The sequence below is a fragment of the Thaumasiovibrio subtropicus genome (assembly GCF_019703835.1).
GTDB classification, from domain to species: Bacteria; Pseudomonadota; Gammaproteobacteria; order Enterobacterales; family Vibrionaceae; genus Thaumasiovibrio; species Thaumasiovibrio subtropicus.
This window is the reverse complement of sequence record NZ_AP023054.1, coordinates 1,871,740-1,896,033: the sequence shown is the minus strand read 5'-3', so window position 1 is coordinate 1,896,033 and position 24,294 is coordinate 1,871,740. Positions and strand designations below refer to the sequence as shown.

The window sequence follows — 24,294 nt, the reverse complement described above, 5'->3', positions numbered from 1 at the left end:
GACGCGTTAGCAAGGTAAGGGATACTTGGATAAAGCAAGAGCCAGTCACTGACTGGCTCTTTTGGTTGGTTATCGCGCGTGTTGCTGTCGTTGCTTAGGAGGTCGATTACCTTGTGGGTTTCGACGACTGCCCGGTTGAGACTGCGAACCAGTTTGTTTTCCCTTGTGACTGTTCGGTTTGCCGTTTGGCTTCTTCCCTTTGGCTGTGTTGCTATTGCCTTTGCCGCCAGCATTTGACTGCTTGCTTCCATTGCGGCTGTCGTCACGGCGAATATCTGGCTGCCCTTGCTTTGAGAATGGGGTGTGCTTTGTCGCGAAGCGGTTAGCACCATGGCGGCCACTTTTACGACGCTGCGCCGGCGTTTGTTTTTCCTTATCTTCGGCAGGAATCAAACAATGAGGTTTGTCACCAATTAGGTGCGCTTTACCCATGCGTATAAGGGCTTCACGGATCAGCGGCCAGTTGTTTGGATCATGGTATCGCAATAGTGCTTTATGCAAGCGGCGCTGGCGATCACCTTTGGCGACAGGCACTTCTTCACGCTTCTTATATTTAACCCGCTTAAGTGGATTGGTTTCTGAGTAATACATGGAAGTCGCATTACACATGGGTGATGGATAGAAATTCTGTACCTGATCACACTCGAAGTCGTTTGACTTTAGCCACAGCGCAAGGTTTAGCATGTCTTCATCTTCGGTACCAGGGTGCGCAGAAATGAAGTAAGGAATCAGGTATTGTTTCTTGCCTGCTTCAGCACTGTACTTTTCGAACATCGCTTTGAAGCGATCATAAGTGCCCATCCCGGGCTTCATCATCAGATTAAGAGGCCCCTTCTCAGTGTGCTCTGGCGCAATCTTCAGATATCCACCGACGTGATGCGTCACGAGCTCTTTGACATATTCAGGCGATTCAATCGCGAGATCGTAACGCACGCCAGAAGCAATCATTACCTTCTTGATGCCTTTCACATCACGCGCGGCACGATAAAGATCGATGGTGTGTTTATGGTCGGTATCCAGTTTTTTACAGATGTCTGGGAACACACAAGAAGGACGACGGCAGTTAGCTTCCGCTTTTGGATCACTGCACCCAAGGCGATACATATTGGCAGTAGGGCCACCGAGGTCAGAGATAGTACCGGTAAAGCCGGGCACCTTATCGCGGATTTCTTCAAGTTCTTCAATAATCGACGCTTGAGAGCGGTTTTGGATAATACGGCCTTCGTGCTCGGTAATACTACAGAATGAGCAGCCACCAAAGCAGCCACGCATGATATTGACTGAGGTCTTTATCATATCGTAGGCCGGGATTTTGGCCTTACCATACATAGGGTGGGGGACACGGGCATAAGAAAGGCCGAATACAAAATCCATCTCCTCAGTCGTCAAAGGAATCGGCGCTTGATTCACCAATAGTTCGCGATCGCCATGCTTTTGAATCAAGGCGCGACCAGAATAAGGGTTGGTTTCAAGGTGCATAATTCGGCTAGCGTGCGCATACAGAATACGGTCATTTTGTAGCTTCTCATAAGAAGGCAAACGAACCAGCGTATTGGTTGCATCATGGCGCGAAGGCTGAATATGAATTGGTGTCGGCTCGGCCGCTTTCTCTTCTTTACCCTTAGTATCGCATTGTGTTTCGACTTCATAAGGGTTTGTGGCAACAAACACCGCTTTGCTCGGTTTTTCGATTCGGGATGAATCGACGATTTTGTAGTGCTCAGGGGCATCACTCATGACCACAGCGGTTCCGCGTATGTTGGTCATCGCCTTCACATCCTCGCCACCCGCGAGGCGATGTGCGACTTCAACCAGTGCGCGTTCGGCATTTCCGAAGAGTAAAATATCGGCCTTTGCATCGATCAGTACAGAGCGACGTACTTTATCTGACCAGTAATCATAGTGTGCAATGCGACGCAGACTGGCTTCGATACCGCCCAAGACAATTGGTACACCTTTGAAGGCCTCGCGGCAGCGTTGCGAATAAACCAACACCGCGCGGTCGGGGCGTTTGCCGCCTTCATTGTTGGGGGTATAGGCATCATCATGACGCAGTTTCCGATCAGATGTGTAACGGTTGATCATTGAGTCCATGTTGCCGGCGGTGATGCCAAAAAACAGGTTAGGTTTCCCTAAGGCCATAAAGGCGTCTTTATTTTGCCAGTCAGGTTGGGCAATGATACCCACGCGAAACCCTTGCGCTTCCAGCAAACGGCCAATGATCGCCATACCAAAGCTCGGGTGATCGACATAGGCATCACCGGTCACAATGATGATGTCGCAACTATCCCAACCGAGTTCATCCATCTCCTTGCGACTAGTCGGCAAAAATGGTGCGGTGCCGTAACATTCGGCCCAGTATTTAGGGTACTGGTTGATTTTTGTTAATGAGTCAAAGATGGGTTGATGTTGCATGGATTAGCCCCTGTTTTTTGAAGGCGCAGATTATAGCCGTTTGCCTTTGCACTGACTACTATTGTGGCCGCTTTCTGGTTATTCGGCTGATTAAAGCCGAGTTAAATCGCTAACAAACTCAAATTTTGATACCTGCTTAGTTGCACAAAGGTGCAATCGTGCTATTTTGACCAAGTATTCTAACTTCTCTGACTAGGTAAATTTGATATGGCGAAACAGACATGGCTTTCAAACATCACCAATTTGTGTCCTTACAAGCACATCTTCCAGTTGGTTAAAACCGCAATCAAAGAGAGAAAAATGCCTCAGAGCGCGAGAAGTGGGTTCATGATCGCGATGTTGGGGTTATTTTGCCCACTGTTTTGGATTGCATTGTTTACTGGGGCCAGTGGCAAAGAGTTGTTGTTCCATGCAACGCATTCAGGTCTTGTTATTTCAATTGGGCTGGTAATAATGGTGCAAGGATTATTGAAAGAACACGAAAAAGGGTAGTAGTGTGCAAGAAAGCTATATTGATGCGTTAAAAGCACTCGGAGAGCCAAATCGTTTGAAGCTGTTTTGGCTTTTAGTCCATGTTGATCAGCGGATTTGTGTTGCTGAGGCGATGGATGTCACGGGTGATTCGCAGTACAACGTTTCTAGAAACTTGAAAACGCTACACAAAGCAAAGTTGATTACGCCGCACAAAGAAGGGAAATGGGTGTTTTACGAGTTAGCGAAGTCATACCCACCTTCGTTGTTAGCGCTGATTGAATCGGTGAAAGCACTGCCTTCAGAGGGATTTGTTGATGCGATTCAAAAATGCCAGCTTCGCTTGTCTCTCCGTGAGAATAACGCGTGCGTTCTCGGTGCCAATAGCGACACTTGGCGAGAAAAGGTCGAGACACTGACTGAGGCCGTTTAGACAAACGGCCAGATTAATTTCCTTTCTATTCCCCTTATTGTGCTGCCAATTTGGCAGCTAAACGCCTGTCTCAAACCTGATTGTTCCCTTGGTGCCCCAACCATGTGAAGGTCAAAATGCCAACTGACACAAAGAACAGTGAAAACCATAGTGATGGTCAATATAAAACTGCGTCTTGCCACTCATTTCCTACTTTTTTCAATACAGATCCTTGAATCGTGCTGGGATGCTATGTTGATACCTATAGCGTTCAAGAATGCTTCAGTTGGCTAACTGCACGATCTATTCGTGTGACAAATATACGCATAGGTTGCAACGTCCACTCGCTGTCGTGATGACGCAATGATATGGCTTTTGGGTTAGGTACCTATGTTATTGCTGGTGGGAGTGAAGGGGGCTTGCTGACAATACGAAGAGGCAATGATGAACAAAATAAGCCTATCAATTGCAGCGACAGTGCTGATGACCCTTTCACCTTGGGCTTACGCTCAATCGGATGGGGCGAGTTTGGTCACCGTGATTATCGTGCTCATTGGTATCGTGATGTTACCGGTTGCGATCCTCTACTCGATATTTTTGACGCTGGTCGTGCGCAAGAAAACTGCTGAATGTGAACACCTGATGGAACGGGCTTCTGGACGGGATAAGTTTTGGGACTTCCAGTCAATGAAAGGCCGGATTGAATTGACGTTTTATGCTATTCAAGAAGCGTGGGATCAACGTAACAAAACTATGTTGCGCGCTTATATGAGCGAGCATTTGTATCGACGATTCAAGATGGAAATGCTAGAGAAAGTCGTGCTAGACAAGCGCAAGACCTTTGAGCAAGCCCATCTAGAAGAAGCTAAAATTGTCGAGGTGCTTGATTTTGCTGATGATGCCAAAGATACGTTTTGGGTGTTGATCAGTGGTACGCGCGTCGAATATTCCTTGCATCCTTCTGATGGTAGCCGCAAATTTAACGAGGCCACCAGACATGGATTTGAAGAGCTATGGCGATTTGTACGCGCGGAACATGGCTGGGTGTTGGATGAAATCGATCACAACGTTTCTCTCGGTGATTTAACCCGCTTGAATAGCCAATATGAAGAGGTTGCATGAAGCAAATTGCCCTTTTATCTAATGCTGCTATGGCCGTCTTTTGCAGCGTTTTGGCCGGGGAAATAAGGGCTGATACTGAGCAGAGTTGGTACGATGAACAAGCCGCAGCGCTTGATAGTGCGATCAATGAAACGCACTATTCTGCCGTCGTCGCGCACACGGATTTTCTTGTCGTCGAAGGTGACTACTATGAAGAACGCGTTTACGTGGCGGATGTATTGAAGACCATTCGTGGCCAGCAACAGGCATCCATCGAATATCGCGTGCTCGTGAAGCCGGGTGAAGAAGCGCTGTTTAGATTAGATCCCGTGATTGTCACCCTTTGCTATGAGAATGGCAGCTACTATTTGCCGACGAAGAGTGCGCAACTGGGCTATGAGCCGATGTTTTTGGAACTCGCATTAAGTCAGGTTGCAGACTTTGATGCCGAACAGGAAGTTTTCGCGCAATGCCGTTAGCGTGATTGATTTATACTCAAGATGTTTGATGCGACTGTTTAATGAATTCGATGAAGGTGCGATCTGCAACCGAGAGGTAACTTTCTTTTCGCCAAGCGAGTGCCAAATCGAAGACAATAGGTTGGTCAAACGAGATGGGCGTTATCCCTGCTTCATGCTCAGTGACCAATCTTAACAGCGCGGTCATCGCTTGTTCTTTGCGTACAATTTGTAGAATAAGCGGTAGCAGGTTGGTTTCATAAGCGATATTGGGTTTTACTTGATGTTTATCGATGGCGGCATCGATATAGTCACGGTGAAAATACCCTGATTTAAACAACACTAAAGGCTGGTCAAAGAAGTCAGGAAAGGTAATGCTTTCTTGTTGAGAGATGGGGTGGTTTTCAGCCGCAACGGCAACCATTTCTGCTTTTAGTAATGGATCTGTTGCCAACGTTTCGGGGACATCCTCATCAATAATTACCGCCATATCAATATCACCGTCTATCAACATGGTTTTAAGTGACGCTGCGCCAGCCTCGACAAGGGTGAGTTTCAAATTTGGATAGCGTTGTTTAAAACCAAATAGAATCTCTGGGAAGTAATAAGACCCCAGCATGCCCGGTACACCAAGGCGAACCTCTCCGCTTTCGACTCCCTTTAAATCGGCCATTACCCGTTCAGTATTTGTCATTTGTTGCAAGAGTATTCGGGTCTGTTGACGTAATGCGTTTCCTTCATAGGTGAGGTAGATTTGTTTACCCTGACGATGAAACAGGGTTAAACCAAAGTGGGTTTCAAGATTTTTTATCGCGATGCTTAGCGCGGGTTGCGCGATGTGGAGGCGTTTAGCCGCATTAGTAAAATGCATCTCATCAGCCAATACGTCGAAGTAGTAGAGGTATTTTATATTGATCATTTTCGCTCCTTGAACGCACTCCATCAGCTTGTTTTTAAACGCGATATCTATTGTCTTTAAAGCGCTATCTGGGTGACGTCTTTAAATCCAGTGAAGTCAACCCAGCGCATTGAGTTTAACAGGTTAATATGATAATTATATCGAAATCATATTTTTAATATATTTTTATTATTGCGGGCGCGTTGATAGGCTTATTCTAAATCCCATAACGCACGTTTATCGATGATTGATTTAGGCACTACCGCATATCGAAGACTGACTTTTGCCACGGCATTAGGGTCGTTTATCCTTTTCTGCAATCTCTATCTATTTCAACCGCTACTGCCATTGTTCGCGCAAGAGTGGGCAATGTCTGAAACTGCGGTGAATAGTGTGCTTGCGGTAACCACCATGATGCTGGCTATCTCGTTAGTTCCCTGCGCGGTTATCTCAGAGCGAGTGGGGCGGCGGCCTGTGATGATCACGGGGTTAATGTTGCTTCCTATCCTTGGCGGGTTGATGTCACGCGCTGAAAGTTTTGAGGTGTTAGTGCTCTATCGCGGCCTACTTGGAATTGCTCTCGCCTGTTTCGCCGCGACAGCGGTCGCGTACATGGCAGAAGAACTCAGTCCGTCAGCATTTCGTGTTGCTGTTGGCGGCTATATTAGCGCCAACTCACTGGGTGGCATCGCTGGCCGTATTAGTGGCGGAATGCTTGGCGACTGGTTGAGCTGGCAGCATGCAGCGATAGCGATGGCGGCGGTGACGCTGGTCTCCGTTGTCCTTATCGCGGCATGGTTGCCTAAACAACAACACTTCAGCGCCAGTAAGGGTGGTGTCGGTGCGATCAATCGTCAATTGGTCATGCATCTTCGCAACGGTGCGCTGTTACCCGCCTTTATTGTCGGTGGGGTGAATTTTGCGTTGTTTGTTAACTTGTACTCTGTGATGGGGTTTCGATTAGTAGGCGCACCGTTTTATGTGCCTGTCGGTTTCGCCTCGCTTATCTTCTTGTGTTATTTGGCGGGTACGGTGAGTTCGCGACTTAGCGGACATTGGCGTAAGCATGGCACCGCAAGCCAAGGAATGTTGATGGGTTGTGCAGTGAGTGCAATAGGCATGCTGGTTGCGGTCGTTGATCTTCTGCCTGCGATGTTTATCGGTTTACTGTTGGTGAGTGGCGGGGCATTTTTTACCCACTCTTTGGCGTTGGGTTGGGTCGGTGAGAATGCGCAAACAGGCAAAGCAACGGCCAATGCCCTTTATCTGGTTAGCTATTATACTGGCGGAAGCTTAGGCGGGTATCTCTTGTTGTCTGCTTGGCAATGGCAGGCGTGGTGGGGCGTCATTGCTGCGGGCAGTGTGTTATACCTTGTTCTCGCTTTGGCCATACTCGTCTTAAAGCGCAATGAACACCATTCTTCATCACCGCATCCTCAGCAAATTTAGGTCTGTTTGAACCACGAGCCGACTCATCGGCTCGGGTTCAGCTTATTTGGGGTGTTAATACTTGAACTGCGAGACAAGGCCTTGTAGTTGTTTGGACATGGCCTCGACCTCTTCACTGCGTTCTGACGCGTGCTGGATCACATCCATCGTGCTCATGGCTAAATCTGAAATGTGCATGATACGTTGATTGATATCGTCGGTAGACTGCGCGTGTTCGCCAGAGCCTTGTGCAATGGCATTGTTCATTTCAACGAGCGATTCGATGGTACTAACAATCGTCTGCATGGACGCAATGGCAAGATTGGCTTTTTCAGCACTGCGATCTGCTTGATCTTTGCCATTCAAAATAGTGCTGACACTATCTTGCACACCGACGGTCAACCCTTTGATGGTGGTCTCTATCTCTTGGGTTGAATCATGTGTTCGTGTAGCAAGTTTGCGAACTTCATCAGCAACCACCGCAAAACCGCGCCCTGACTCGCCTGCGCGTGCGGCTTCGATGGCGGCATTAAGTGCTAGCAAGTTAGTTTGTTCGGCGATGTCCTGAATCACAGCGACGACAGCACTGATCGCCTCACTTTGGCTTTCGAGCTGCTTGATCGTTTCTTGAGAACTATGCAAGTAAGTCGCGAGCTCAGAGATATCCTTTCCGGCTTGGTTCAGGGTTTCCAAACTCTGCTGTGCTTCAGTGCGAACGATGTGCGCGCTTTCCGCCGCTTGTTGGGTATGATCATTGATCGACATGTTAGTGACCAACATTTCACTGACTGCCGTAGCGGCATCGGTCGAGTCATGTTGCTGTTGCTGGGCATTTTCACGGCTCGCCTCTGTGGCATGGAACGAACCTTCAGCGGCAGTATGGAGCTGCTCAGAGATGCCACCTATCTGTTGAATGATGTGTTGAAGGCGTCCGATAAAGGTGTTGATCGATGTCGAAAGCTGGGCGAGTTCATCACTGCCGTTGACCGTCATTCGGGAGGTTAAGTCGCCATCGCCGTCAGCAATGTCACGCATCATGGTGTTCACTTCTTTTAGTCGCGATGTGAGTTGCTGTCCAAATGCAACGAAGATGGAAATGATCACCAGGGACAATACGATGATAGCGATAAAAAGCGTTCTTGTTTCATTTGCTTGCAGGGCTTCACTGGTTGCCAACAATAAAGTTTCAACGTCATTGATGTCTTTTTCAACTTGATGAATCAAGCTGCGCATCTCACCCAGCTTGCCTGTTTCATAGGATAAGCCAATCATCTCAATGCCAGCGATTAACGCCATTAAATCGGTGTGATAGCCATCAACCAAGCGTTTTAACGCTGTCTTTTCGCTAGAAGCAACACCGCTATTGTCGATAAGCGCCTTGAGGTTATCGACATTGTTACCAAAATAGGTGGCATGCTGGGTATTGCGCTCTAATAAGAAATCTTTTTCATTCCGCCGTAAGGTTAAAAAACCGTTGTAGAGGTTGTCATCGCTTAAGATGAGAAAGGCTTCTTCGGCAGCATTGGAACTTTCGAACAGCTTGCCTCTCAGCCCCTCTCTGGCAGACAGCCCATTGTTGATGGCAATTTCGGTCAATGCAATGAAGGTATCAACATAAGATTGGGCATGCTCTTTTAAGGTGATGATCCTCGGTTGTACTGAAGCGTCGAAGTGAGCGATTGCGGTGTGTATGTCAGATAAACGCGTCTGGAGTCGATCTGCTCGCGCCGTAAAGTCTTGGATGTATTTGGTATCGCTTCGGGCGAGAAAATCTTTTTCGTAGCGGCGCAGCAGCAAGATATCGACATTGGTTTCTGCCGCCTGAGAGGAGAGATGTTTCAGTTCAGATAAACGTTGTAGTGTGCGCCATTCTGAAAACGCAAAGATGAAAAGACTCACAATGACGAGTACATTGATGATCAGTAATTGCAGTTTTATCGTACCAAACCGTTGAAAAAACATAGTTCACCCTAACTCGTTATCATTTCTATAAAAGCATATGTCAAAATTATGAATTCCCCACAGGAATCTAAGATTTATTTGCTCAATATGCCGACAAACCTGAGTCTGTCGCTTTGTCCGGTGCATACAAAGACTTAACATCAGTTTTCGTGAGGTTTTATTGTCGGTAATTGAGTAAATAGATAAGAAAGTATCGAGATAAAAATATTGCAGTGATGGATTAAAAAAAGGAAACAATTGATGTGGTTAGGTGGTGAGAAGTTGCGCTATCACTTCGATCAGCTTCATGAGGTTGCGTTCGACGGCTGCATCCTAGCGCCACTTGAGTATATAATCGCGGAAAATGTTAAGGCGTTAAAACATCGCAATGAACGGCTGTTTTTACCAACAAACTTCCGAACGCGATGGGTTCTTTCACGGACGGAAGCGTATTAGCGCCACTTTGAGTGCGAGCGCGAGTGCTAACTCACGCAAGCGAAAATATAGATAACAAGATTTAGGTTACTTTAATGGAATCTTTGCTACTTCTCTTTTTGCCAATGGCAGTAGGGGCGCTTTACTTCATTACGTTATGTTTATTTAAGGGCGAGATCTGTCCAGGACAGCGGGGGCGACTACACAAGTGGCTGCCTGCGGTGCTGATTCCATTTGCGTTATCGATACCGGGTAGTGTCATGACACTGATTCCGATGGGCCTTATTGCGGCATTTTGCTTTCAGGTTAAAACGGGCAAAACACGGGTCGAGGGGCCACGAATACTCCTTGTGCTGGCGGCGGCCACTTCTATCGCTGTTTGGATTGCGGTAGCAATGGGTCATGCGTTGCCAGTCATACTTATCTCTGCACTTTGCACGCCATTACTGGGCGCGGCGTTTGCGCATTTATTAATGACCGTCGCAAGAACACGTCTGCAAGCCTTCCATCGTTTATTGCCTGTACTAGGTATAGTGTCAGCAATGGTGATGATGATGTTATGGCTATGGTTTTGGAAGGTCGTTTTGCTTGAAGAGATAGTGGTTGCAAATGCGCTTCTCTGTCTTTTAGCGTTAGTTATCGCCGTGCTGCTATGGGTGCTGCATATGTTTAAAGCGACTGCGCCTTCTAAGCGCCAGCTCTCGGCGGTTAATTTCTTGATCTTGTTCGCGTTACTTAACCATAGTTTTATCACCTTCTAGCAAGGTGTGCGGTGATTCACGGCATTTTTCGCGGTTACAGCTAAGCTTATAGACTCAAACCGCCTCAAGATGCAGGCTTAAGACGCGAGCTAGTGCGTCGAGATCAAGGCAAACGTGTGCAGGAATGGTTTTCTCTTTCAAATACGTTTGACGCATAAATCGGGGGGCTTTGAGCAAAGAGTTAGCCAAGCTATTGAGCGCGGTTGATGGCCAATGTAACCGCGATTGCCTCCTAGAGAGGGATTGCCGAAGTGGGGTTGTCCGCAGGTAGTTTGGGCTTTTCGTTATCAACATCGTTTTAAGATGAGGAGACGTTATGGAAGTACATAACTTACTGCAACTAGATAGCCGAATTGCACTGGGGATTATCAACGAGCGCTTAAGACTCGATTGTGACAGCATGGAAGAGTTGGTTTTGCGTTATGAGCTAGATGTTGAAGCCTTGATCAGCAAAATGGGTGATCTGGGGTATCACTACGACCCGATTACCAATCAATTTAAATAACCTATTTTCTTAACTAATCTATCCTCAAGCAGCAAAACTGCTAGAGGGTATCACTAAAAAACCGCGCTAAGCAGCGCGGTTTCTCTATTCGGTATTTCAGTTGTTTAACACGCCTTTATCCCTTCTAAATGCCCTTGGCACTGCTGCTTGGCGATGGCGAAGAACGATTGTAAGTAACGGCGATCTTTTTCGTTGTTTCTTACCGCAGCAAAAAGTCGTCGGCTTAACCCTTTCCCGAGCGGTCGGGCTTCGATGAGTCCTTGTCGGGCGAAGTCATAGATTGCCCAGTTGGGTAGGGCGGCGACGCCTAATCCAGCCGAGACCATTTGCACCAACATGAGGGTGTTATCGGCTTGCTTCCAATTTTCCGGCTCAACATTGTTGGGGACGAGAAAGTGTTTCACCACATCAAGGCGGGATTTGGGTACGGGGTAGGTTAACAGCGTTTGGTCAGCAAGATCTTCTGGTTTAATTTCTGCTTGCGCGGCAAGCGGGTGATGGGTCGCCATGATGAGCTTCATCTCAAAATCGAATAACGGCTCATAATGGATCTCGTTACGCGGTTGAATATCGGAAGTGATGACGAGATCTAATTCACCATTGCCCAATGCAGGCAAGGGATCAAAGCCAAACCCTGACGAAAAATCAAGCTCGACATCCGGCCAGTGCTTACGATACTCCTGCAGCGCAGGCATCAACCACTGGAAACAGGAGTGACAATCAATAGCCATGTGAAGGCGGCCATTGATCTCTTCTTTCAGCCCGGCTAAATCATTTTCGGCCTTAATCATCAACGGCAACACATCATCAGCAAGTTTCAAAATAATCTCACCTTCTGCGGTGAACTTCACTGGGCGTGTTTTTCTGAGGAACAGTTGACCACCAAGGCGCACTTCGAGCTCTTTGAGTTGATGAGACAGTGCGGACTGCGTGAGGCAGAGACTATTCGCCGTAGCGGTGAGTGATCCGGTTTCACGCAACGTCGTTAATGTACGTAGATGCTTGAGTTCTAACATGAATTTTTCTCAACTTCCATTTGAGTTATTTGAGATTGTTAAATCAACCATACTCTTTGATTATGGAGCTGTAAACATCTAGACGGCCAAATAAGGAAGATAATCATGGCAACGACACATATTCTGGGTTACCCGCGTATTGGTGCGAAACGTGAACTTAAATTTGCACTGGAAGATTACTGGCATGGCAAAATTGATCAAAATGAACTGAAAGCCATCGCGGCTGGGCTACGTCAAACCCATTGGCAGCAACAAGCAGAGGCTGGCCTCAGTACGGTAGTTGCGGGAGACTTTGCTTGGTACGACCATGTGTTGACCACGTCATTGACAGTCGGCAATATCCCATCGCGCCATGGTGAAGGCAACCCTGATCTCGATACCTTATTCCGCATTGCGCGTGGTCGTGCAAAAAATGAGTGTGGTTGCGCTGCATCAGACATGACAAAGTGGTTTAACACCAACTATCACTACATTGTGCCGGAGTTCGAAGCCGATACACAGTTTTCACTTAGCTGGTATCAACTGTTTGAAGACGTTGCGGAAGCGCAAAAAGCGGGTCACAAAGTGAAACCTGTGATCCTCGGCCCGGTTTCTTATCTCTGGTTGGGTAAGGAGAAGGGTGAAGGTTTTGACCGTTTAGATCTGTTGCCTCGCTTACTGGCGGTTTATCAACAAATCATTCAGAAACTGGCTGCCCTAGGCGTTGAATGGGTACAAATCGATGAGCCAGCGCTTGCTTTGGAGCTGCCAAAAGCCTGGAAAGAGAGCTTTAAGCTTGCTTATCAAGTGATTCGCGGCGATGTCAAAGTACTGCTAACTACTTATTTTGATGATGTGGTTGACCATCTAGATACCATTACTGAACTGGCCGTAGATGGCTTGCATGTTGACCTCTCTGCTGCGCCACAACAGCTCAAAGCTGTGGTTGAGAAACTGCCGTCACAGTGGGTGCTTTCTGCCGGTGTGGTTAATGGTCGTAATGTGTGGCGTACTGACTTGCAGAAATGGCAAGAGACCCTTGCGCCACTGAAAGCGGACCTTGGTGATCGTCTCTGGATTGGTTCGTCTTGTTCGTTACTGCATAGTCCGCTTGATCTCGATAGCGAAGAGAAGCTGGATGAGAAAACCAAGAGCTGGTTCGCGTTTGCGAAACAGAAGCTATCTGAAGTCAGCTTGCTAGCTCAAGCACTCGAAGGCGATGCAGCCGCGCAACAAGCGGTGATTGACTATAGCGCACCGATTAAAGCCCGCTTGAGTGATACCGCCGTTAATAATGCTGACGTTCAAGCGCGTTTAGCCAATTGGTCGCCATCTTTGGCTGACCGCGGTGCAGACTATCCAGCACGAGCGAAAGCGCAAAAAGCCGCGCTTAACTTGCCACTGTTCCCAACCACCACCATCGGTTCTTTCCCGCAAACCAATGAAATTCGCGTTCAACGCCGTGACTTCAAGGCCGGGCGTCTATCTGAAGCGGATTATAATACGGCATTGCGTGGTCACATTAAGGATGCCATTGAGCGTCAAGAGCGCCTTGATATTGATGTGTTAGTACACGGTGAAGCCGAGCGAAACGACATGGTGGAGTATTTTGCTGAGTTGTTGGAAGGCTTTGCGGTTACTCAGTTTGGTTGGGTGCAGAGTTATGGCTCACGCTGTGTGAAACCCGCTGTTGTCGTCGGTGATATTTCACGACCAACACCCATGACCATTGATTGGTCAGGCTATGCCCAGTCGTTAACCGATAGAAAAGTGAAGGGGATGCTAACAGGACCCGTTACAATCCTTGGTTGGACATTCCCGCGTGAAGACATCACTCGAGAGCAAATCGCAAACCAAATTGCCTTGGCATTGCGTGATGAAGTCGCTGACTTGCAGGATGCGGGGATCAATGTGATTCAAATTGATGAGCCTGCCATTCGTGAAGGCCTGCCGTTAAAGCGCAGCCAGTGGCAACACTACCTTAATTGGGCAGTGAATGCGTTTAAAGTGTCTGCGGGTAGCGCAGTGCCAGAAACACAGATTCACACCCATATGTGTTATAGCGAGTTTAACGATATTCTCGACTCTATCGCCGCACTTGACGCTGATGTGATTACTATTGAGACGTCACGCTCTGACATGGAACTGCTCAATGCCTTTGAAGAGTTCCACTACCCGAATGAAATTGGCCCAGGTGTGTATGACATCCACTCACCGAACATTCCTTCCGTGGAGCAAATTGTAGATTTACTTGAGAAAGCCAAGCAACGTGTACCTGCAGAACGTTTGTGGGTGAACCCAGACTGCGGCTTGAAAACCCGCACGTGGCAGGAGTCTGAAGCGGCATTAGCTAACTTGGTGACCGCTGCGAAACAGCTGCGTTAATCGCGTGAGGAGGCTCGATTTTTAAAATGGGCCGACTAACCGCCGGATAAATCACAAGCCACTGTGCTCATGCAGTGGCTTTGTTGCGTTTACGGATGGAACAATAGACTTCGTTGATGACTGCTAGGCGTTAATACAGCAGCAAATCAGTATCAGAATTCAAAAAGCGCTCCCCAAAATCCTTATTTCAAACCAGCGAACATATGCGTGGTGATTCACAGAATTTAGTCAATGCGTGTATGAACGCATAACAATCTTTGTTATTGTCGAATGATAGTAATCTGTTGATCTATAAGCATTCTCGCCAATCGTCATGGAGACTAACGTCCATCGCGATGGCGGTAGCGTGCGGTTTTATAGCTTTTCCCTGCCAAACCTTTATCGCAAGGTAGTCAAAGTCGATGTCTGCATACCTTAAACGGAGGCATTCCATCAGGCGTAAACCTGAGCCATACATTAGCTGGGCGACAAGTAAAAAACGCTTCGACCTCTGCACCTCCAAGGTCTTTCGGGTGGCGTTTGTTGTGATAATAGATGAAGTGTTTAATCTAGTATATGTATGAGTCAACAGTGCTTTTAGCATAGTGGCGAGCGTACATATAAGTTTCAATTTTCCGTAAAAATGGAGAACGTTGAATCATGTTGGGCTCCTGTTGTTATATACAGTAGGAGTGTAGAATAATAGATCGCAGGTTATGTGGATTTTTTCCGCATAATGTGACGAGCACGATTGTTGTAATGAGTTGTAACACATTGTTTTTATGTAATAATGTTAGATATACCACACTGAAGATGGAATGTTATACGGAAAAAGATTTTGGGATATTATGCGGAAAAATTCCGTATATAAAGCGTTATAACGTTTGGAGAGACAATGTCACACTTGGAAAATCTCATCATTGAGTACTACGACTGGAAAGGCTACCTAATCAAACGAAATATAAAGGTTGGGCGGTTGAGTCATGGTGGATGGGAAATGGAGCTAGATGTTATAGCATTTAATCCACACACTAATCATCTTGTTCACCTTGAACCATCAATAGATGCTCACTCGTGGGCTAAAAGAGAAGAGCGTTTTAAGAAAAAGTTTGCATCTGCTAAAAAGTACATTTTTAGTGAGGTATTTACTTGGTTAGACGAGAACACTGAAATTGAACAGATTGCAGTCCTAGTTTCTCACCCTAAAGATCGTGACTTCCTTGCCGGTGGAAGGATTATTTCTATAGATGAACTTGTAGCAGAAATTCGGCAACAGGTTATCGAACGAGGTATTGTTGCAAAAGCTGCAATACCGGAACAATACCCTCTTTTGCGTACATTGCAGTTATCTCACAACGGGTACTACAAAACGTTATAACAAAGCGTTTAAGGCGGATTCACAACACTTGGCATTTTTGGTTTGAATCAGCTTTAGTGTTTACGGCACAATGGGTTAGGTTTGGTGGTCGCGTTGTTCACCACTTAACGCGGCGTTATAGCTCAAGGAGAGACTAGTGTTAAATCATAGAGATTTTGTATGGCAATGTGACTATGGAGATAGACAGCCGACCTTAGACATTCTAAAACAACTACTTGATCGGCAAAATCCATATCAACTAGGTATGTGCGCTCTGTTTGTAAATAACAATGTGTACCAGTTAGAATTTTTATTGTTCTTGGATATGAAGAACCAGAAGACTTACAAATAGAATCAATGAAAGAAAAGTTGTCTTCAATCGGGGCGCGTTTGAGAACTGACATTACTTTTAGTCAAATGATCGAACTATCTATGAGGAAGAGATTTAATTCAGTGGAAGTGCCTAGTTCAGAAGAAGTGGATGATTTGGCTAATGTTGTTTTTGAGTTCCCTGACCGCGCGTTTGTTTCTAGTAGAATACCAATGGGTCCAATAGGTTCGGATTTGCCAGTTTTTTTAAGTCACTCTTCTAAAGATAAACCTTTTGTAGAAGATTTGATTCCTTATTTGAGCAGGCATGGGCTGGCAACTTGGTATGATAAAATTGATATTTCGTATGGTGAATCTATAGTCAAGGCTGTTATGAACGGCATTGATGACTCTGGGGCTGTTATTTTTTTCATTACTAAGAATTTTCTATCGTCTAAGTGGTGTGAAGAAGAAATGGAATCTTTTTTGTCTCGAGTTAGTGAGGGAGACAAAGTGCTACCAATCTCGGTTGTGTTCCCAGACGTTGAACATAGCGAGCTTCCCCGTTTCATTAGGAATAAAAAATATCTGCGTTTAGAGAATGACTTGACACCATCGCTGGTTGCTAATGAGCTTATACCAACCTTTAGGGCGTTCTTTGAGCTATAACAAAGCATTTAAGAGTGATTCCCAACGCTTGGCATTTTTCATTCAATCGTTGGGTTTCGTGTTTTCGGTGGTATGGTTAGGTTTCGTGGTAGCGTTGCTCACACCTTAATGCGGCGTTAGGTGACTAAATGGAACTTACATCAATCGATAAAAGTAGGGTTCGCGAGGTCTTGCTGTATTGGCAGAAGCAATGGGATTGGGAATCGCGGATTCTTTTTGGTATTTCGGAAGCTGACTTAAATGAAGTTATTTTGACATGGCCTAATGAACTAGAGCAACGAACTGAACGGATGGCTAGAGCTGTTTTTAACGGTTTCGGGGAAATTCTCCATGGTGCTTCGAGCTTACCTGAGGCAAAGTTTCGAAATGTTCTAGGAGAAAGTCGCAATGAGTTTGAGGTTCTCTTTTCCAGAATCAAAGGTGAACTAAGATACCTCGCCGCGGAGTGATCACCTAACAAATAAGGATAAGTGTCGCGCAGCCGACACTTTATCCGGGTGTTGAACAAGCCCGGACCACTATATCAGGAAATTACTCAGATAGATTTAAAGGGATGTGGCGTGCTGCGCCGAATTTAAAACGAGCGCAGCCGGAAGCGACGATAAGCTTCGTCACTTCAATAGGTTACCTTCTGTTTGCGTGTTCTCTGTTGACCTCCAGTTGCACTGTGCTAATGCCATTCGGCTGACTCCAACTCAGATTGGCAGTATGGGCGATTGCAAGCTTCGAGCCCTATACGCATAGGTGGCATATTTGCTATGTTTGTGAGTAACTTAGCGCGCGAAACCGACTTGTGAAGAAGCGTGACTCCTCGTTTGTCAACCGCGTGCAAACTAAAATGGTGTTTGGCAAGGTCAACACCGCAATAACAGATGGAATGTGACAGGGTTAACTCGAGTATTCTCAAAGCGATCACTTAATTGTGGCGGATATTCATGAGGGAGAATCCATGTCATTCGTTATGTGAAGGAAGAGTAATGGGCAAGGAAGTAACTTTAAACCTTACTGAAGATGAAGCCTGGGTTCTATTTGAACTAACTCGGCGTTTCAGCGATAGCGACTCGCTTACTATTGAAGACCAAGCCGAGCAAAGAGCTTTATGGAATCTATGTTGTTCTTTAGAACGCACATTGCATCAAGAGCCAAGTATTAGTTATAAAGAGTTCATTCAACAGCGTAGAGATGCGCTGAGAGATGAACCTTAACAATCACATAACAAGCCTATTAAGGCTGACCCTGGACTTGAACCGTTTTACCGGACACGCATGACAGACCTAGGAGGTCATCGTGCCCGCTTATAAAGCAGGCAAGAAAACAGCGAATTATTCACTAGAGTTCGAGTTGAAAGTAGTAGAGTGGAGCTATGAGACACTCCGAACAGTAAAGTCAGTAGCCGAAGCGCTAGATATCCACCCATTTATGCTTTCCAAGTGGCGAAAAGCGTATCGAGAGGGGGAGTTTGGCATGGTGAAGTCACAGAAAAAATCGACAAAACCCGGCAAAGCGAATGATGAATTATCGGCGTTAAAACAGCGTATTGCTGAGCTTGAAGAGGAAAACGACATCCTAAAAAAGTGGCAACGCTTTCAAGCCGAACAAAAGCGCAAGCCTACCGATTCATAAAGCGTTATTGCAATGTGTATCCGATAAAGACGCTGTGCTGGCATTTGTCAGTGTCACGCAGTGGTTACTACGATTGGCTTAACCGCTCTTGGTCAACATTGTGTAGACAGAGTGCGACATTTACTGGAAAAGTACGGTATTGAGCGGAGCATGAACCGACCTGGTAAGTGTACTGATATTGCAGAGGTTGAATCGTTCTTTAAGGCGTTGAAGGGGGAACTGATAAAAGATGCCCCTATCGCTGATTTGATGCACTTGAGGGACAAACTGCGGAAGTACATCGAGTACTTCTACAACATCTCGAACTTTTTTTATATGAGCACCAAGAGTATTTCGAGAGAGACGGAAGGCAGCACTTATGGGTTTCCTCTGTTTCCGGAGAAGGCCAATTTATTTTTGATAATCACAACTATATTTATGCTTACGGCAATATTGATTCATTTATAATCACCTTGGATAAGTTGGGATTTTCCGAAGGTGAAATTAGTATTCCTGCTCCGCATACTCATAATTATCACACTGAATTCGATAGTGAAGAAGAGGCAGTAAATAATAAATTTGAGTGGTTATATTCTCCTTTACAAGAGAGTGATGATCCGTAACCACTTAACAGTCCACTGTATCCGATAGCTCATACTCCGCTTGGTCTGTTGTGTTTGTCGCCATGTCTACTCATCCGGCCGAGCCTTGGCCTGACGCCTGTTGAGTATTGTTTGGAGATAAGGCCAATCCATGCGGAGAAGTCACGGCTTTTTTCAAACTGCTCATCTTTTCCAATTGTAGCGATGATAGCGGTTGCAGTTTGAGGCCCAATCCCTCGCGCTTGCATGATTTTGGGTATTGGGGCTCGCGCTGACAAAGAGGTTGAAACTTTGCTCTGTTTCATCAATGTGCTGATTGAGCACCTGAAGATGGTCGTATGCATCAGCAATAATTGCTCGAGCGATACTAGGCAACCCATTTTCAGCGTCTTCTAAACAAAGAGGGATTTGATTTTGAACCGATGTCCGTCCGGTTGGAATGATGATTCCGAATTCAGCAAGTCAGGCACGAATGCGGTTAATCATCGCCGTTCTTTCTCGAACCCAATGCTCTCTCATGCGATGAATAGCTAAAACAGCTTGTCGCTCAGGGGCACAAAGCGAACCCCTGGACGTTGTACTGCTTCACAGATAGCGACAGCATCATTGAGATCTTTTTTGCCTTTGGTTCGATACGGAGCGACATATTTAGCTGCCATTATGCGAGCGTCATGGCCAAGTTTATTAAACTCTCTCGCACAAAAGTTCGCTCCACTACAAGCTTTTAGTCCTATACGCATAGGCGGCATATTTGCTATGGTTGTGAATCACTTAGCACGTGATGCGGACTTGTGAAGAAGCGTGACTCCTCATTCGTCAACCACGTGCAGACTAAAATGGTGTTTGGCAAGGTCAACACCGCAATAATAGATGAAATGTGACATGGTTATCTCCAGTACTCTCACAGCGATCACTTAAATGTGGCAGATCTTCATGAGGGGGAATCCATGTCATTCGTTATATGGCTAAGAAAAATGATTCAGAGTATTTTATTTAAACACAAAGGCTGTCAAAGCGAGGTTACTCTTTGCGGTCAAGACACAAAGCTGTCTGTTGTTGAAAAACTTGGGCCTGCAGATAGCTTGGGAGGATATTTTGGTAAAAGGAAAGTGCCGTTGATATTTGTTTATTCAGAGTATGAATTTCACTTTGAACCATCTGGGAAGTTGATAATGGTTTACCAGGATAGCTCAGATGGTTTAGTTACAACGTGCGTAAGGTTTGATAAAAACACCATATAACAAACGACTATGGTGTCAACAGCTAGATCTTGGCTGTATTTTCATCCCACATGACGCCGTCTCGTAACATTGAATTCAGTATTACAACCATCTTGCGAACGCAGGCAATTAAAGCCACTCTCTTAGGTTTCCCAGCTTCTAAAAGTTGTGAATACGTGGTTTTGAAAACAGGGTTACATTGCGTGGCTGACACCATCGCCATGTATAAAACGGTTCTTACTTGAGCTGTTTTTTGAACTCTCTTGTTCAATAATATACAGGGCGGGATCGCACTTTGATAGCTAATGTGATCTAATTGCGCCAAACCCTCTGAAATATAGCAATTGTGAACCTTATTGAACACTTATCTGTTGTAGAAGATACTCGGTCGAACATCAACCAGAAGCACGATATCATCGACGTGATGTTCCTTGTGATTAGTGCCATTGCATCAGGATGCGAAGGCTGGCAAGACATTGAATTTTATGGAGAAGAAAAGCTCGACTGGCTAAGAAAATACAGACCATTCGAACATGGTATCCCTCGCAGACACACGATAGCTCGTATCTTGCGTTCCGTTGTTGCCGAATCTTTGCTTGAGGCTTTAGCTCTTTGGATAAACGAACAACGAACTGGTCAGGACAGCAGCCCCATTATCGCCTTTGACGGAAAAGTACTTCGAGGCTCCTATCGTAACGATAGAAAAACAGCATTGCAGTTGGTCACGGCGTACGACACCGAGCGTGGTCTCGTTCTGAGTCAAAAGCCGACTGAGACTAAAATGGTGAGATAAGCATTGTCCGCCAAATGCTTGATGTTATTAATGTAAAGGGTAGCGTTGTCACGGTTGATGCACTGCATTGTCAGCGTGAAACATTAGAGAAAATCAAAGAAAAGCAAGCCCATGTTGTTGTCCAGGTTAAGAATAATCAGCCTAAGCTTAGAGCGGCTGTTGTGGCGCAGTTCCAAGCAGTTTTTGATGCAGGCAAGGAGAAAATAGTCACTGAAATCAAAGAGAAAAAACATGGACGCAGCGAGGAGCGATACGTGTTTCAGCTAAAGGCCAAATTGCCTGCCGACCTGTCGGAGAAGTGGCCGACGGTAAGAAGCATTATAGCAGTGGAACGCCATCGTGTGATCAACGGTAAAGGCACTGTAGATACCTCATACTACATAAGTTCTTTATCGCCGAATCACAAACTACTGGGCCACTATATTCGCCAGCATTGGCGGATAGAGAACAGTCAACACTATGTTTTAGATGTTGTTTTTAAAGAAGATAGCTCTCGTATCACTTTAGATGGTGCGGTTGAAAACATTGCGTTATTCAGACGTTTTGTGATGAATATGCTCAAGCAATGCGACTGTGGTGCACCGAGTCAAAAAGTGAAGCTGAAAAAAGCGGGTTGGAACGACGATTATAGGGCAAGAGTTTTCTTTGGGTTATAAATCCATCAAAGTATGCTCCTGCCCTGCAATAATATAAGCTGCGGTGCGCCCTATACGTATAAGTGGCAAATTTACTTGGGTTGTGAATCACTTAGCACGTGATATGGGCTTGCGAAGAAGGGTGGTACCCCGTTCATCAATGACGTGTAAACTGAAGTGGTATTTAGCAAGGCCACACTACAATAACAGATGGAATGTGACATGGTTACCTTCAGTGCTCTCACAGCGATCACCTAAGTGTGGCAGATCTTTATGAGGGGGAATCCATGTCATTCGTTAGGTGTCAGGAGGTCAAATTGTCAGAGAAAGTGATTTTTGCAGACTTTGCAAATAATGATTTGGTTGAGTTTAAGTATAATGTCGACCCTTGGGACTCTACGCTGAGGTCAATTGAACTGGTATCTCACGACAGGAATGGCATTTTCAAAAGCTTCAAGTTTGAAGGTGTGTCTAACTTAGAAATTGAAAAAGGCTTCAGTGGATATCTTGGTGGTACAGCGATTATAGATATCAGTGGCCGTCAATGGGCACATGCTCAAATAGAGGTTCATAACTATGAGTCTGACTCAGGGATTTCCTTTTTGGCTATGAGCTTTTCAGTTTCAGAAGTCTCGGAGGCATACACCTAACAAACGACTATGGCGTCAATAGCTAAATTTTGGCTAAATTTTCATCCCACATGACGCCATCTCGTAACATTGAATTCAGTATTACAACCATCTTGCGAACGCAGGTAATGATAGTCACTTTCTTAGGTTTCCCAGCTTCTAAAAGTCGTGAATACGTGGTTTTGAAAACAGGGTTACATTGCATGGCTGACATCATCGCCATGTATAAAACGGTTCGTATTTGCGCTGCTTGTTGAACTATTTCATCCAATAATCTCCGCCGTTGCAAACTTCTAACTCTATACGCACAGGCGGCATATTTGCTATGGTTGTGAGTCACTTAGCATGCGAAACTAACTTGTGAAGAAGCGTGACTCCTCGTTCGTCAACCGCGTGCAAACTAAAAGGGTGTTTGGCAAGGTCAACACCGCAATAATAGAAGGAATGTGACATGGTTGCCTCCAGTACTCTAACAGCGATCACTTAAGTGTGGTAGCTCTTCATGAGGGGGAATCTATGTCATTCGTTAGCCTTTACGGAGCTTGCTATACTAAAAGTGATAGAATAGTATCACTTTTAGTATTCCTTTGGAGCAGCTCTCATGAAAGTAGAACTAGTTACATCACTTAAACGCCAAGCGACCAAGATTCTCGCTGATCTCCACGACACCAAAGAACCAGTGTTAATTACTGAGCATGGTAAGCCATCCGCGTATCTCGTTGATGTTGATGATTACGAATTTATGCAAAATCGTTTGGCTATTCTTGAGGGGATCGCACGAGGTGAACGCGCACTAGCTGACGGTAAAGTGGTAAGCCATGATGAAGCCAAAGACAGAATGTCAAAATGGCTGAAATAATCTGGACTGAACCAGCGTTATCTGACCTCAACGATATCGCAGAATACATCGCACTTGGAAATATTGCTGCTGCAAAGCAGTTAGTACAAACGATCTTCTCCAAAGTCGAACGTCTACAAACTTTCCCAGAGTCAGGTCGTATTCCACCTGAGCTAGAACATTTAACTTATCGTGAAGTTGTCGTTAATCCATGTCGTGTTTTCTATAAGCAATACGGTGACAAGGTGCTTATTCTGTTTGTTATGCGTGTTGAGAGAGATTTGCGTAAGTTCCTGTTGAGTAAGCAGTAACCTTTGCGAATGATCGATTAATAAACGACTATTGCGTCAACAGTTAGTTTTTAGCGATATTTTCATTCCACACGACGCCATCTCTAGGTATCGAATTTAGGGTCAGGATTTTCTTTCTGGCACACGCAATAATGACAACTCTTTACGTTTTCCAGCGTCGAATAAGCGAGTATAAGTAGCTTTGAAAACAGGATTACATTGCGTGGCAGACATCATTGCAATGTCGAGCACGGTTCGTACTTGATCTGTATTTTGAGCTCTCTAGCTCAATAATGTACACCGCTGCAAGCCCTATACGCATGGGGGGTATATTTGCTATGGTTGTGAATCACTTAGCACGTGATGTGGACTTGTGAAGAAGGGTGGCTCACCGTTCGTCAATGGCGTGCAAACTGAAATGGTGTGTAGCAAGGTCACACTGCAATAACAGATGGAATGAGACAGGGTTATCTCCAGTACTCTCTCAGCGGCCACTTAAGTGTGGTAGATCTTCATGAGGGGGAATCCATGTCATTCGTTAGGAGTTTACGAGACATTATGGGATGCAGGCGGGAACTAGGAAGTATCGCGAGCGGTATCATCGGTTCATTTTGTAGTAGAAACAATGATGTTGATGGTTACTGGGGAATCGGTAAGCTACACAAGCATGTTGATTTGTTCGAGTCTAAAGTAGTTTCAATTGATCTCTTATCTCAAACGATAGCGCCATATGATCCATCTTTTGAACTGATGGTTAAGCATTACTCGGAGATGCTCCAGAAATTAGTTGCTAAAAGGGAACTTCGGCCAAACTGGCTTCGGGCAGTTCACGTAAGAATTGAGTTTGATGTGACCAATGAGCATTATGATCATTATTGGCGAAGTGCATTAGGTAATCCCTGCAAAATGGAATGTATTATCGAGGATGACCTTGGCAAGAGGCATATAGCTTTGTTACATGCCAACTGTTATCCGCATGACCCAAGAAGAGAAGCGAGGAGCACTCGTATCGCCAATGTCTAACAAACGACTATGGCCTCAATGATTAGTTATTGGCATTGTTTATCAATTAAGGCGGTGCTAGGGGATTGGATGGTACTTACATCAGTCGAAAAAGGAAGTTTAAAAGGTCTTGTTTCGTTGGTAAAAGAAATGGGGTTGGGAAT

23 protein-coding genes and 6 pseudogenes are annotated in these 24,294 nt (G+C 45.6%); 19 read left to right on the top strand and 10 right to left on the bottom strand.

Features of this window, described 5'->3' with window-relative positions; genetic code table 11:
• Positions 1-69: 69 nt before the first annotated feature.
• Positions 70-2,415, bottom strand: coding sequence for a YgiQ family radical SAM protein (locus tag TSUB_RS08590; RefSeq protein WP_414718327.1), 2,346 nt, complete (start codon positions 2,413-2,415; stop codon positions 70-72).
• Between the two features lie 207 nt (positions 2,416-2,622).
• Between TSUB_RS08590 and TSUB_RS08585 the strand changes: the two genes are divergently transcribed.
• The 4 genes from TSUB_RS08585 (at position 2,623) to TSUB_RS08570 (ending at position 4,878) form a co-directional block, all read left to right on the top strand.
• Positions 2,623-2,907 (top strand): hypothetical protein, encoded by a 285-nt coding sequence (locus tag TSUB_RS08585; RefSeq protein ID WP_087024946.1) that lies wholly within the window; start codon positions 2,623-2,625, stop codon positions 2,905-2,907.
• A 4-nt stretch (positions 2,908-2,911) separates the two neighbouring features.
• Positions 2,912-3,319: an ArsR/SmtB family transcription factor gene (locus tag TSUB_RS08580; protein WP_087024944.1), complete on the top strand. Its 408-nt coding sequence runs from the start codon at positions 2,912-2,914 to the stop codon at positions 3,317-3,319.
• A 420-nt stretch (positions 3,320-3,739) separates the two neighbouring features.
• Entirely contained in the window at positions 3,740-4,420 is a 681-nt protein-coding gene (locus TSUB_RS08575; RefSeq protein WP_087024941.1) for a Tim44 domain-containing protein, read from the top strand.
• Entirely contained in the window at positions 4,417-4,878 is a 462-nt protein-coding gene (locus TSUB_RS08570) for a hypothetical protein (protein WP_087024939.1), read from the top strand. The genes TSUB_RS08575 and TSUB_RS08570 overlap by 4 nt, the downstream gene beginning before the upstream one ends.
• 16 nt (positions 4,879-4,894) lie before the next feature.
• Here TSUB_RS08570 and TSUB_RS08565 read toward each other — a convergent pair whose 3' ends face one another.
• The gene (locus tag TSUB_RS08565) at positions 4,895-5,773 is read right to left on the bottom strand and encodes a LysR family transcriptional regulator (RefSeq protein WP_192867877.1); all 879 of its coding nucleotides are present in this window, start codon (positions 5,771-5,773) and stop codon (positions 4,895-4,897) included.
• 225 nt (positions 5,774-5,998) lie between these two features.
• On the opposite strand from TSUB_RS08565, the gene TSUB_RS08560 reads away from it, so the two are divergent.
• A complete protein-coding gene (locus TSUB_RS08560) occupies positions 5,999-7,204 on the top strand; it encodes an MFS transporter (protein WP_087025773.1) in 1,206 nt (401 codons plus the stop codon).
• Positions 7,205-7,258: 54 nt separating this feature from the next.
• Here the strand turns inward: TSUB_RS08560 and TSUB_RS08555 are convergent, their stop codons facing one another.
• Positions 7,259-9,145 carry a methyl-accepting chemotaxis protein gene (locus TSUB_RS08555; protein ID WP_087025777.1) on the bottom strand — a complete coding sequence of 629 codons (1,887 nt, stop codon included), beginning with the start codon at positions 9,143-9,145 and terminating at the stop codon, positions 7,259-7,261.
• 509 nt (positions 9,146-9,654) lie between these two features.
• On the opposite strand from TSUB_RS08555, the gene TSUB_RS08550 reads away from it, so the two are divergent.
• Together TSUB_RS08550 and TSUB_RS08545 are read left to right on the top strand one after the other, a co-directional pair.
• Entirely contained in the window at positions 9,655-10,320 is a 666-nt protein-coding gene (locus TSUB_RS08550; protein ID WP_087025784.1) for a hypothetical protein, read from the top strand.
• A gap of 316 nt (positions 10,321-10,636) precedes the next feature.
• Positions 10,637-10,825, top strand: a complete 189-nt coding sequence (locus TSUB_RS08545; protein WP_087025786.1) for a DUF4250 domain-containing protein — start codon at positions 10,637-10,639, stop codon at positions 10,823-10,825.
• 104 nt (positions 10,826-10,929) lie between these two features.
• Here TSUB_RS08545 and TSUB_RS08540 read toward each other — a convergent pair whose 3' ends face one another.
• Positions 10,930-11,841: a LysR substrate-binding domain-containing protein gene (locus TSUB_RS08540; RefSeq protein ID WP_087025789.1), complete on the bottom strand. Its 912-nt coding sequence runs from the start codon at positions 11,839-11,841 to the stop codon at positions 10,930-10,932.
• Positions 11,842-11,946: 105 nt separating this feature from the next.
• Here TSUB_RS08540 and metE point away from each other — a divergent pair, with 105 nt between their 5' ends.
• Positions 11,947-14,205, top strand: a complete 2,259-nt coding sequence (gene metE, locus TSUB_RS08535) for a 5-methyltetrahydropteroyltriglutamate--homocysteine S-methyltransferase (protein ID WP_087025791.1) — start codon at positions 11,947-11,949, stop codon at positions 14,203-14,205.
• Positions 14,206-14,494: 289 nt separating this feature from the next.
• On the opposite strand, the gene TSUB_RS25270 is transcribed toward metE, so the two are convergent.
• Positions 14,495-14,638 carry a hypothetical protein gene (locus TSUB_RS25270; RefSeq protein ID WP_246616452.1) on the bottom strand — a complete coding sequence of 48 codons (144 nt, stop codon included), beginning with the start codon at positions 14,636-14,638 and terminating at the stop codon, positions 14,495-14,497.
• Positions 14,639-15,079: 441 nt separating this feature from the next.
• On the opposite strand from TSUB_RS25270, the gene TSUB_RS08525 reads away from it, so the two are divergent.
• The 3 genes from TSUB_RS08525 to TSUB_RS08515 all read left to right on the top strand — a co-directional run bounded on the left by TSUB_RS08525 (position 15,080) and on the right by TSUB_RS08515 (position 16,968).
• Positions 15,080-15,562: a hypothetical protein gene (locus TSUB_RS08525; protein ID WP_013571667.1), complete on the top strand. Its 483-nt coding sequence runs from the start codon at positions 15,080-15,082 to the stop codon at positions 15,560-15,562.
• A 336-nt stretch (positions 15,563-15,898) separates the two neighbouring features.
• Positions 15,899-16,519, top strand: coding sequence for a toll/interleukin-1 receptor domain-containing protein (locus TSUB_RS08520; RefSeq protein WP_221274509.1), 621 nt, complete (start codon positions 15,899-15,901; stop codon positions 16,517-16,519).
• Positions 16,520-16,647: 128 nt separating this feature from the next.
• Entirely contained in the window at positions 16,648-16,968 is a 321-nt protein-coding gene (locus TSUB_RS08515; protein WP_087018766.1) for a hypothetical protein, read from the top strand.
• Between the two features lie 269 nt (positions 16,969-17,237).
• Here TSUB_RS08515 and TSUB_RS08510 read toward each other — a convergent pair.
• Positions 17,238-17,405: pseudogene (locus TSUB_RS08510) on the bottom strand (IS110 family transposase); the annotation flags it as partial.
• Between the two features lie 91 nt (positions 17,406-17,496).
• Here TSUB_RS08510 and TSUB_RS08505 point away from each other — a divergent pair.
• The 3 genes from TSUB_RS08505 (at position 17,497) to TSUB_RS25265 (ending at position 18,589) form a co-directional block, all read left to right on the top strand.
• Complete coding sequence (locus TSUB_RS08505; protein WP_087018764.1) at positions 17,497-17,724, top strand: hypothetical protein; 228 nt, start codon at positions 17,497-17,499, stop codon at positions 17,722-17,724.
• Positions 17,725-17,806: 82 nt separating this feature from the next.
• Positions 17,807-18,142, top strand: a complete 336-nt coding sequence (locus tag TSUB_RS08500; RefSeq protein ID WP_159064854.1) for a transposase — start codon at positions 17,807-17,809, stop codon at positions 18,140-18,142.
• A 60-nt stretch (positions 18,143-18,202) separates the two neighbouring features.
• Complete coding sequence (locus TSUB_RS25265) at positions 18,203-18,589, top strand: integrase core domain-containing protein (RefSeq protein WP_414718326.1); 387 nt, start codon at positions 18,203-18,205, stop codon at positions 18,587-18,589.
• Between the two features lie 199 nt (positions 18,590-18,788).
• Here TSUB_RS25265 and TSUB_RS08490 read toward each other — a convergent pair.
• Positions 18,789-19,607, bottom strand: a pseudogene (locus TSUB_RS08490) (IS110 family RNA-guided transposase); the annotation flags it as partial.
• Positions 19,608-19,986: 379 nt separating this feature from the next.
• A pseudogene (locus TSUB_RS08485) lies at positions 19,987-20,187 on the bottom strand (IS110 family transposase); the annotation flags it as partial.
• A gap of 102 nt (positions 20,188-20,289) precedes the next feature.
• Between TSUB_RS08485 and TSUB_RS08480 the strand changes: the two are divergent.
• Together TSUB_RS08480 and TSUB_RS08475 are read left to right on the top strand one after the other, a co-directional pair.
• Positions 20,290-21,392 (top strand): annotated as a pseudogene (locus TSUB_RS08480) (ISAs1 family transposase).
• A 296-nt stretch (positions 21,393-21,688) separates the two neighbouring features.
• Positions 21,689-22,021, top strand: a complete 333-nt coding sequence (locus TSUB_RS08475) for a hypothetical protein (protein ID WP_087025378.1) — start codon at positions 21,689-21,691, stop codon at positions 22,019-22,021.
• A gap of 22 nt (positions 22,022-22,043) precedes the next feature.
• Here the strand turns inward: TSUB_RS08475 and TSUB_RS08470 are convergent.
• Positions 22,044-22,244: pseudogene (locus tag TSUB_RS08470) on the bottom strand (IS110 family transposase); the annotation flags it as partial.
• 357 nt (positions 22,245-22,601) lie between these two features.
• Between TSUB_RS08470 and TSUB_RS08465 the strand changes: the two are divergent.
• Positions 22,602-22,859, top strand: a complete 258-nt coding sequence (locus tag TSUB_RS08465) for a type II toxin-antitoxin system Phd/YefM family antitoxin (protein WP_087025375.1) — start codon at positions 22,602-22,604, stop codon at positions 22,857-22,859.
• Positions 22,847-23,149 (top strand): type II toxin-antitoxin system RelE/ParE family toxin, encoded by a 303-nt coding sequence (locus TSUB_RS08460; RefSeq protein ID WP_087025372.1) that lies wholly within the window; start codon positions 22,847-22,849, stop codon positions 23,147-23,149. The genes TSUB_RS08465 and TSUB_RS08460 overlap by 13 nt, the downstream gene beginning before the upstream one ends.
• 43 nt (positions 23,150-23,192) lie before the next feature.
• Here TSUB_RS08460 and TSUB_RS25025 read toward each other — a convergent pair.
• A pseudogene (locus tag TSUB_RS25025) lies at positions 23,193-23,392 on the bottom strand (IS110 family transposase); the annotation flags it as partial.
• 264 nt (positions 23,393-23,656) lie between these two features.
• Here TSUB_RS25025 and TSUB_RS08455 point away from each other — a divergent pair.
• A complete protein-coding gene (locus tag TSUB_RS08455; RefSeq protein WP_246616337.1) occupies positions 23,657-24,151 on the top strand; it encodes a hypothetical protein in 495 nt (164 codons plus the stop codon).
• Positions 24,152-24,294: the final 143 nt, after the last annotated feature.

Coding starts and splice junctions, on each gene's coding strand:
- TSUB_RS08590 (WP_414718327.1), bottom strand. CDS start 2,415: ATGCAACATCAACCCATCTTTGACTCATTAACAAAAATCAACCAGTAC.
- TSUB_RS08585 (WP_087024946.1), top strand. CDS start 2,623: ATGGCGAAACAGACATGGCTTTCAAACATCACCAATTTGTGTCCTTAC.
- TSUB_RS08575 (WP_087024941.1), top strand. CDS start 3,740: ATGATGAACAAAATAAGCCTATCAATTGCAGCGACAGTGCTGATGACC.
- TSUB_RS08570 (WP_087024939.1), top strand. CDS start 4,417: ATGAAGCAAATTGCCCTTTTATCTAATGCTGCTATGGCCGTCTTTTGC.
- TSUB_RS08560 (WP_087025773.1), top strand. CDS start 5,999: ATGATTGATTTAGGCACTACCGCATATCGAAGACTGACTTTTGCCACG.
- TSUB_RS08555 (WP_087025777.1), bottom strand. CDS start 9,145: ATGTTTTTTCAACGGTTTGGTACGATAAAACTGCAATTACTGATCATC.
- TSUB_RS08550 (WP_087025784.1), top strand. CDS start 9,655: ATGGAATCTTTGCTACTTCTCTTTTTGCCAATGGCAGTAGGGGCGCTT.
- TSUB_RS08545 (WP_087025786.1), top strand. CDS start 10,637: ATGGAAGTACATAACTTACTGCAACTAGATAGCCGAATTGCACTGGGG.
- TSUB_RS08540 (WP_087025789.1), bottom strand. CDS start 11,841: ATGTTAGAACTCAAGCATCTACGTACATTAACGACGTTGCGTGAAACC.
- metE (WP_087025791.1), top strand. CDS start 11,947: ATGGCAACGACACATATTCTGGGTTACCCGCGTATTGGTGCGAAACGT.
- TSUB_RS25270 (WP_246616452.1), bottom strand. CDS start 14,638: ATGGAATGCCTCCGTTTAAGGTATGCAGACATCGACTTTGACTACCTT.
- TSUB_RS08525 (WP_013571667.1), top strand. CDS start 15,080: ATGTCACACTTGGAAAATCTCATCATTGAGTACTACGACTGGAAAGGC.
- TSUB_RS08520 (WP_221274509.1), top strand. CDS start 15,899: ATGAAAGAAAAGTTGTCTTCAATCGGGGCGCGTTTGAGAACTGACATT.
- TSUB_RS08515 (WP_087018766.1), top strand. CDS start 16,648: ATGGAACTTACATCAATCGATAAAAGTAGGGTTCGCGAGGTCTTGCTG.
- TSUB_RS08505 (WP_087018764.1), top strand. CDS start 17,497: ATGGGCAAGGAAGTAACTTTAAACCTTACTGAAGATGAAGCCTGGGTT.
- TSUB_RS08465 (WP_087025375.1), top strand. CDS start 22,602: ATGAAAGTAGAACTAGTTACATCACTTAAACGCCAAGCGACCAAGATT.
- TSUB_RS08460 (WP_087025372.1), top strand. CDS start 22,847: ATGGCTGAAATAATCTGGACTGAACCAGCGTTATCTGACCTCAACGAT.
- TSUB_RS08455 (WP_246616337.1), top strand. CDS start 23,657: ATGTCATTCGTTAGGAGTTTACGAGACATTATGGGATGCAGGCGGGAA.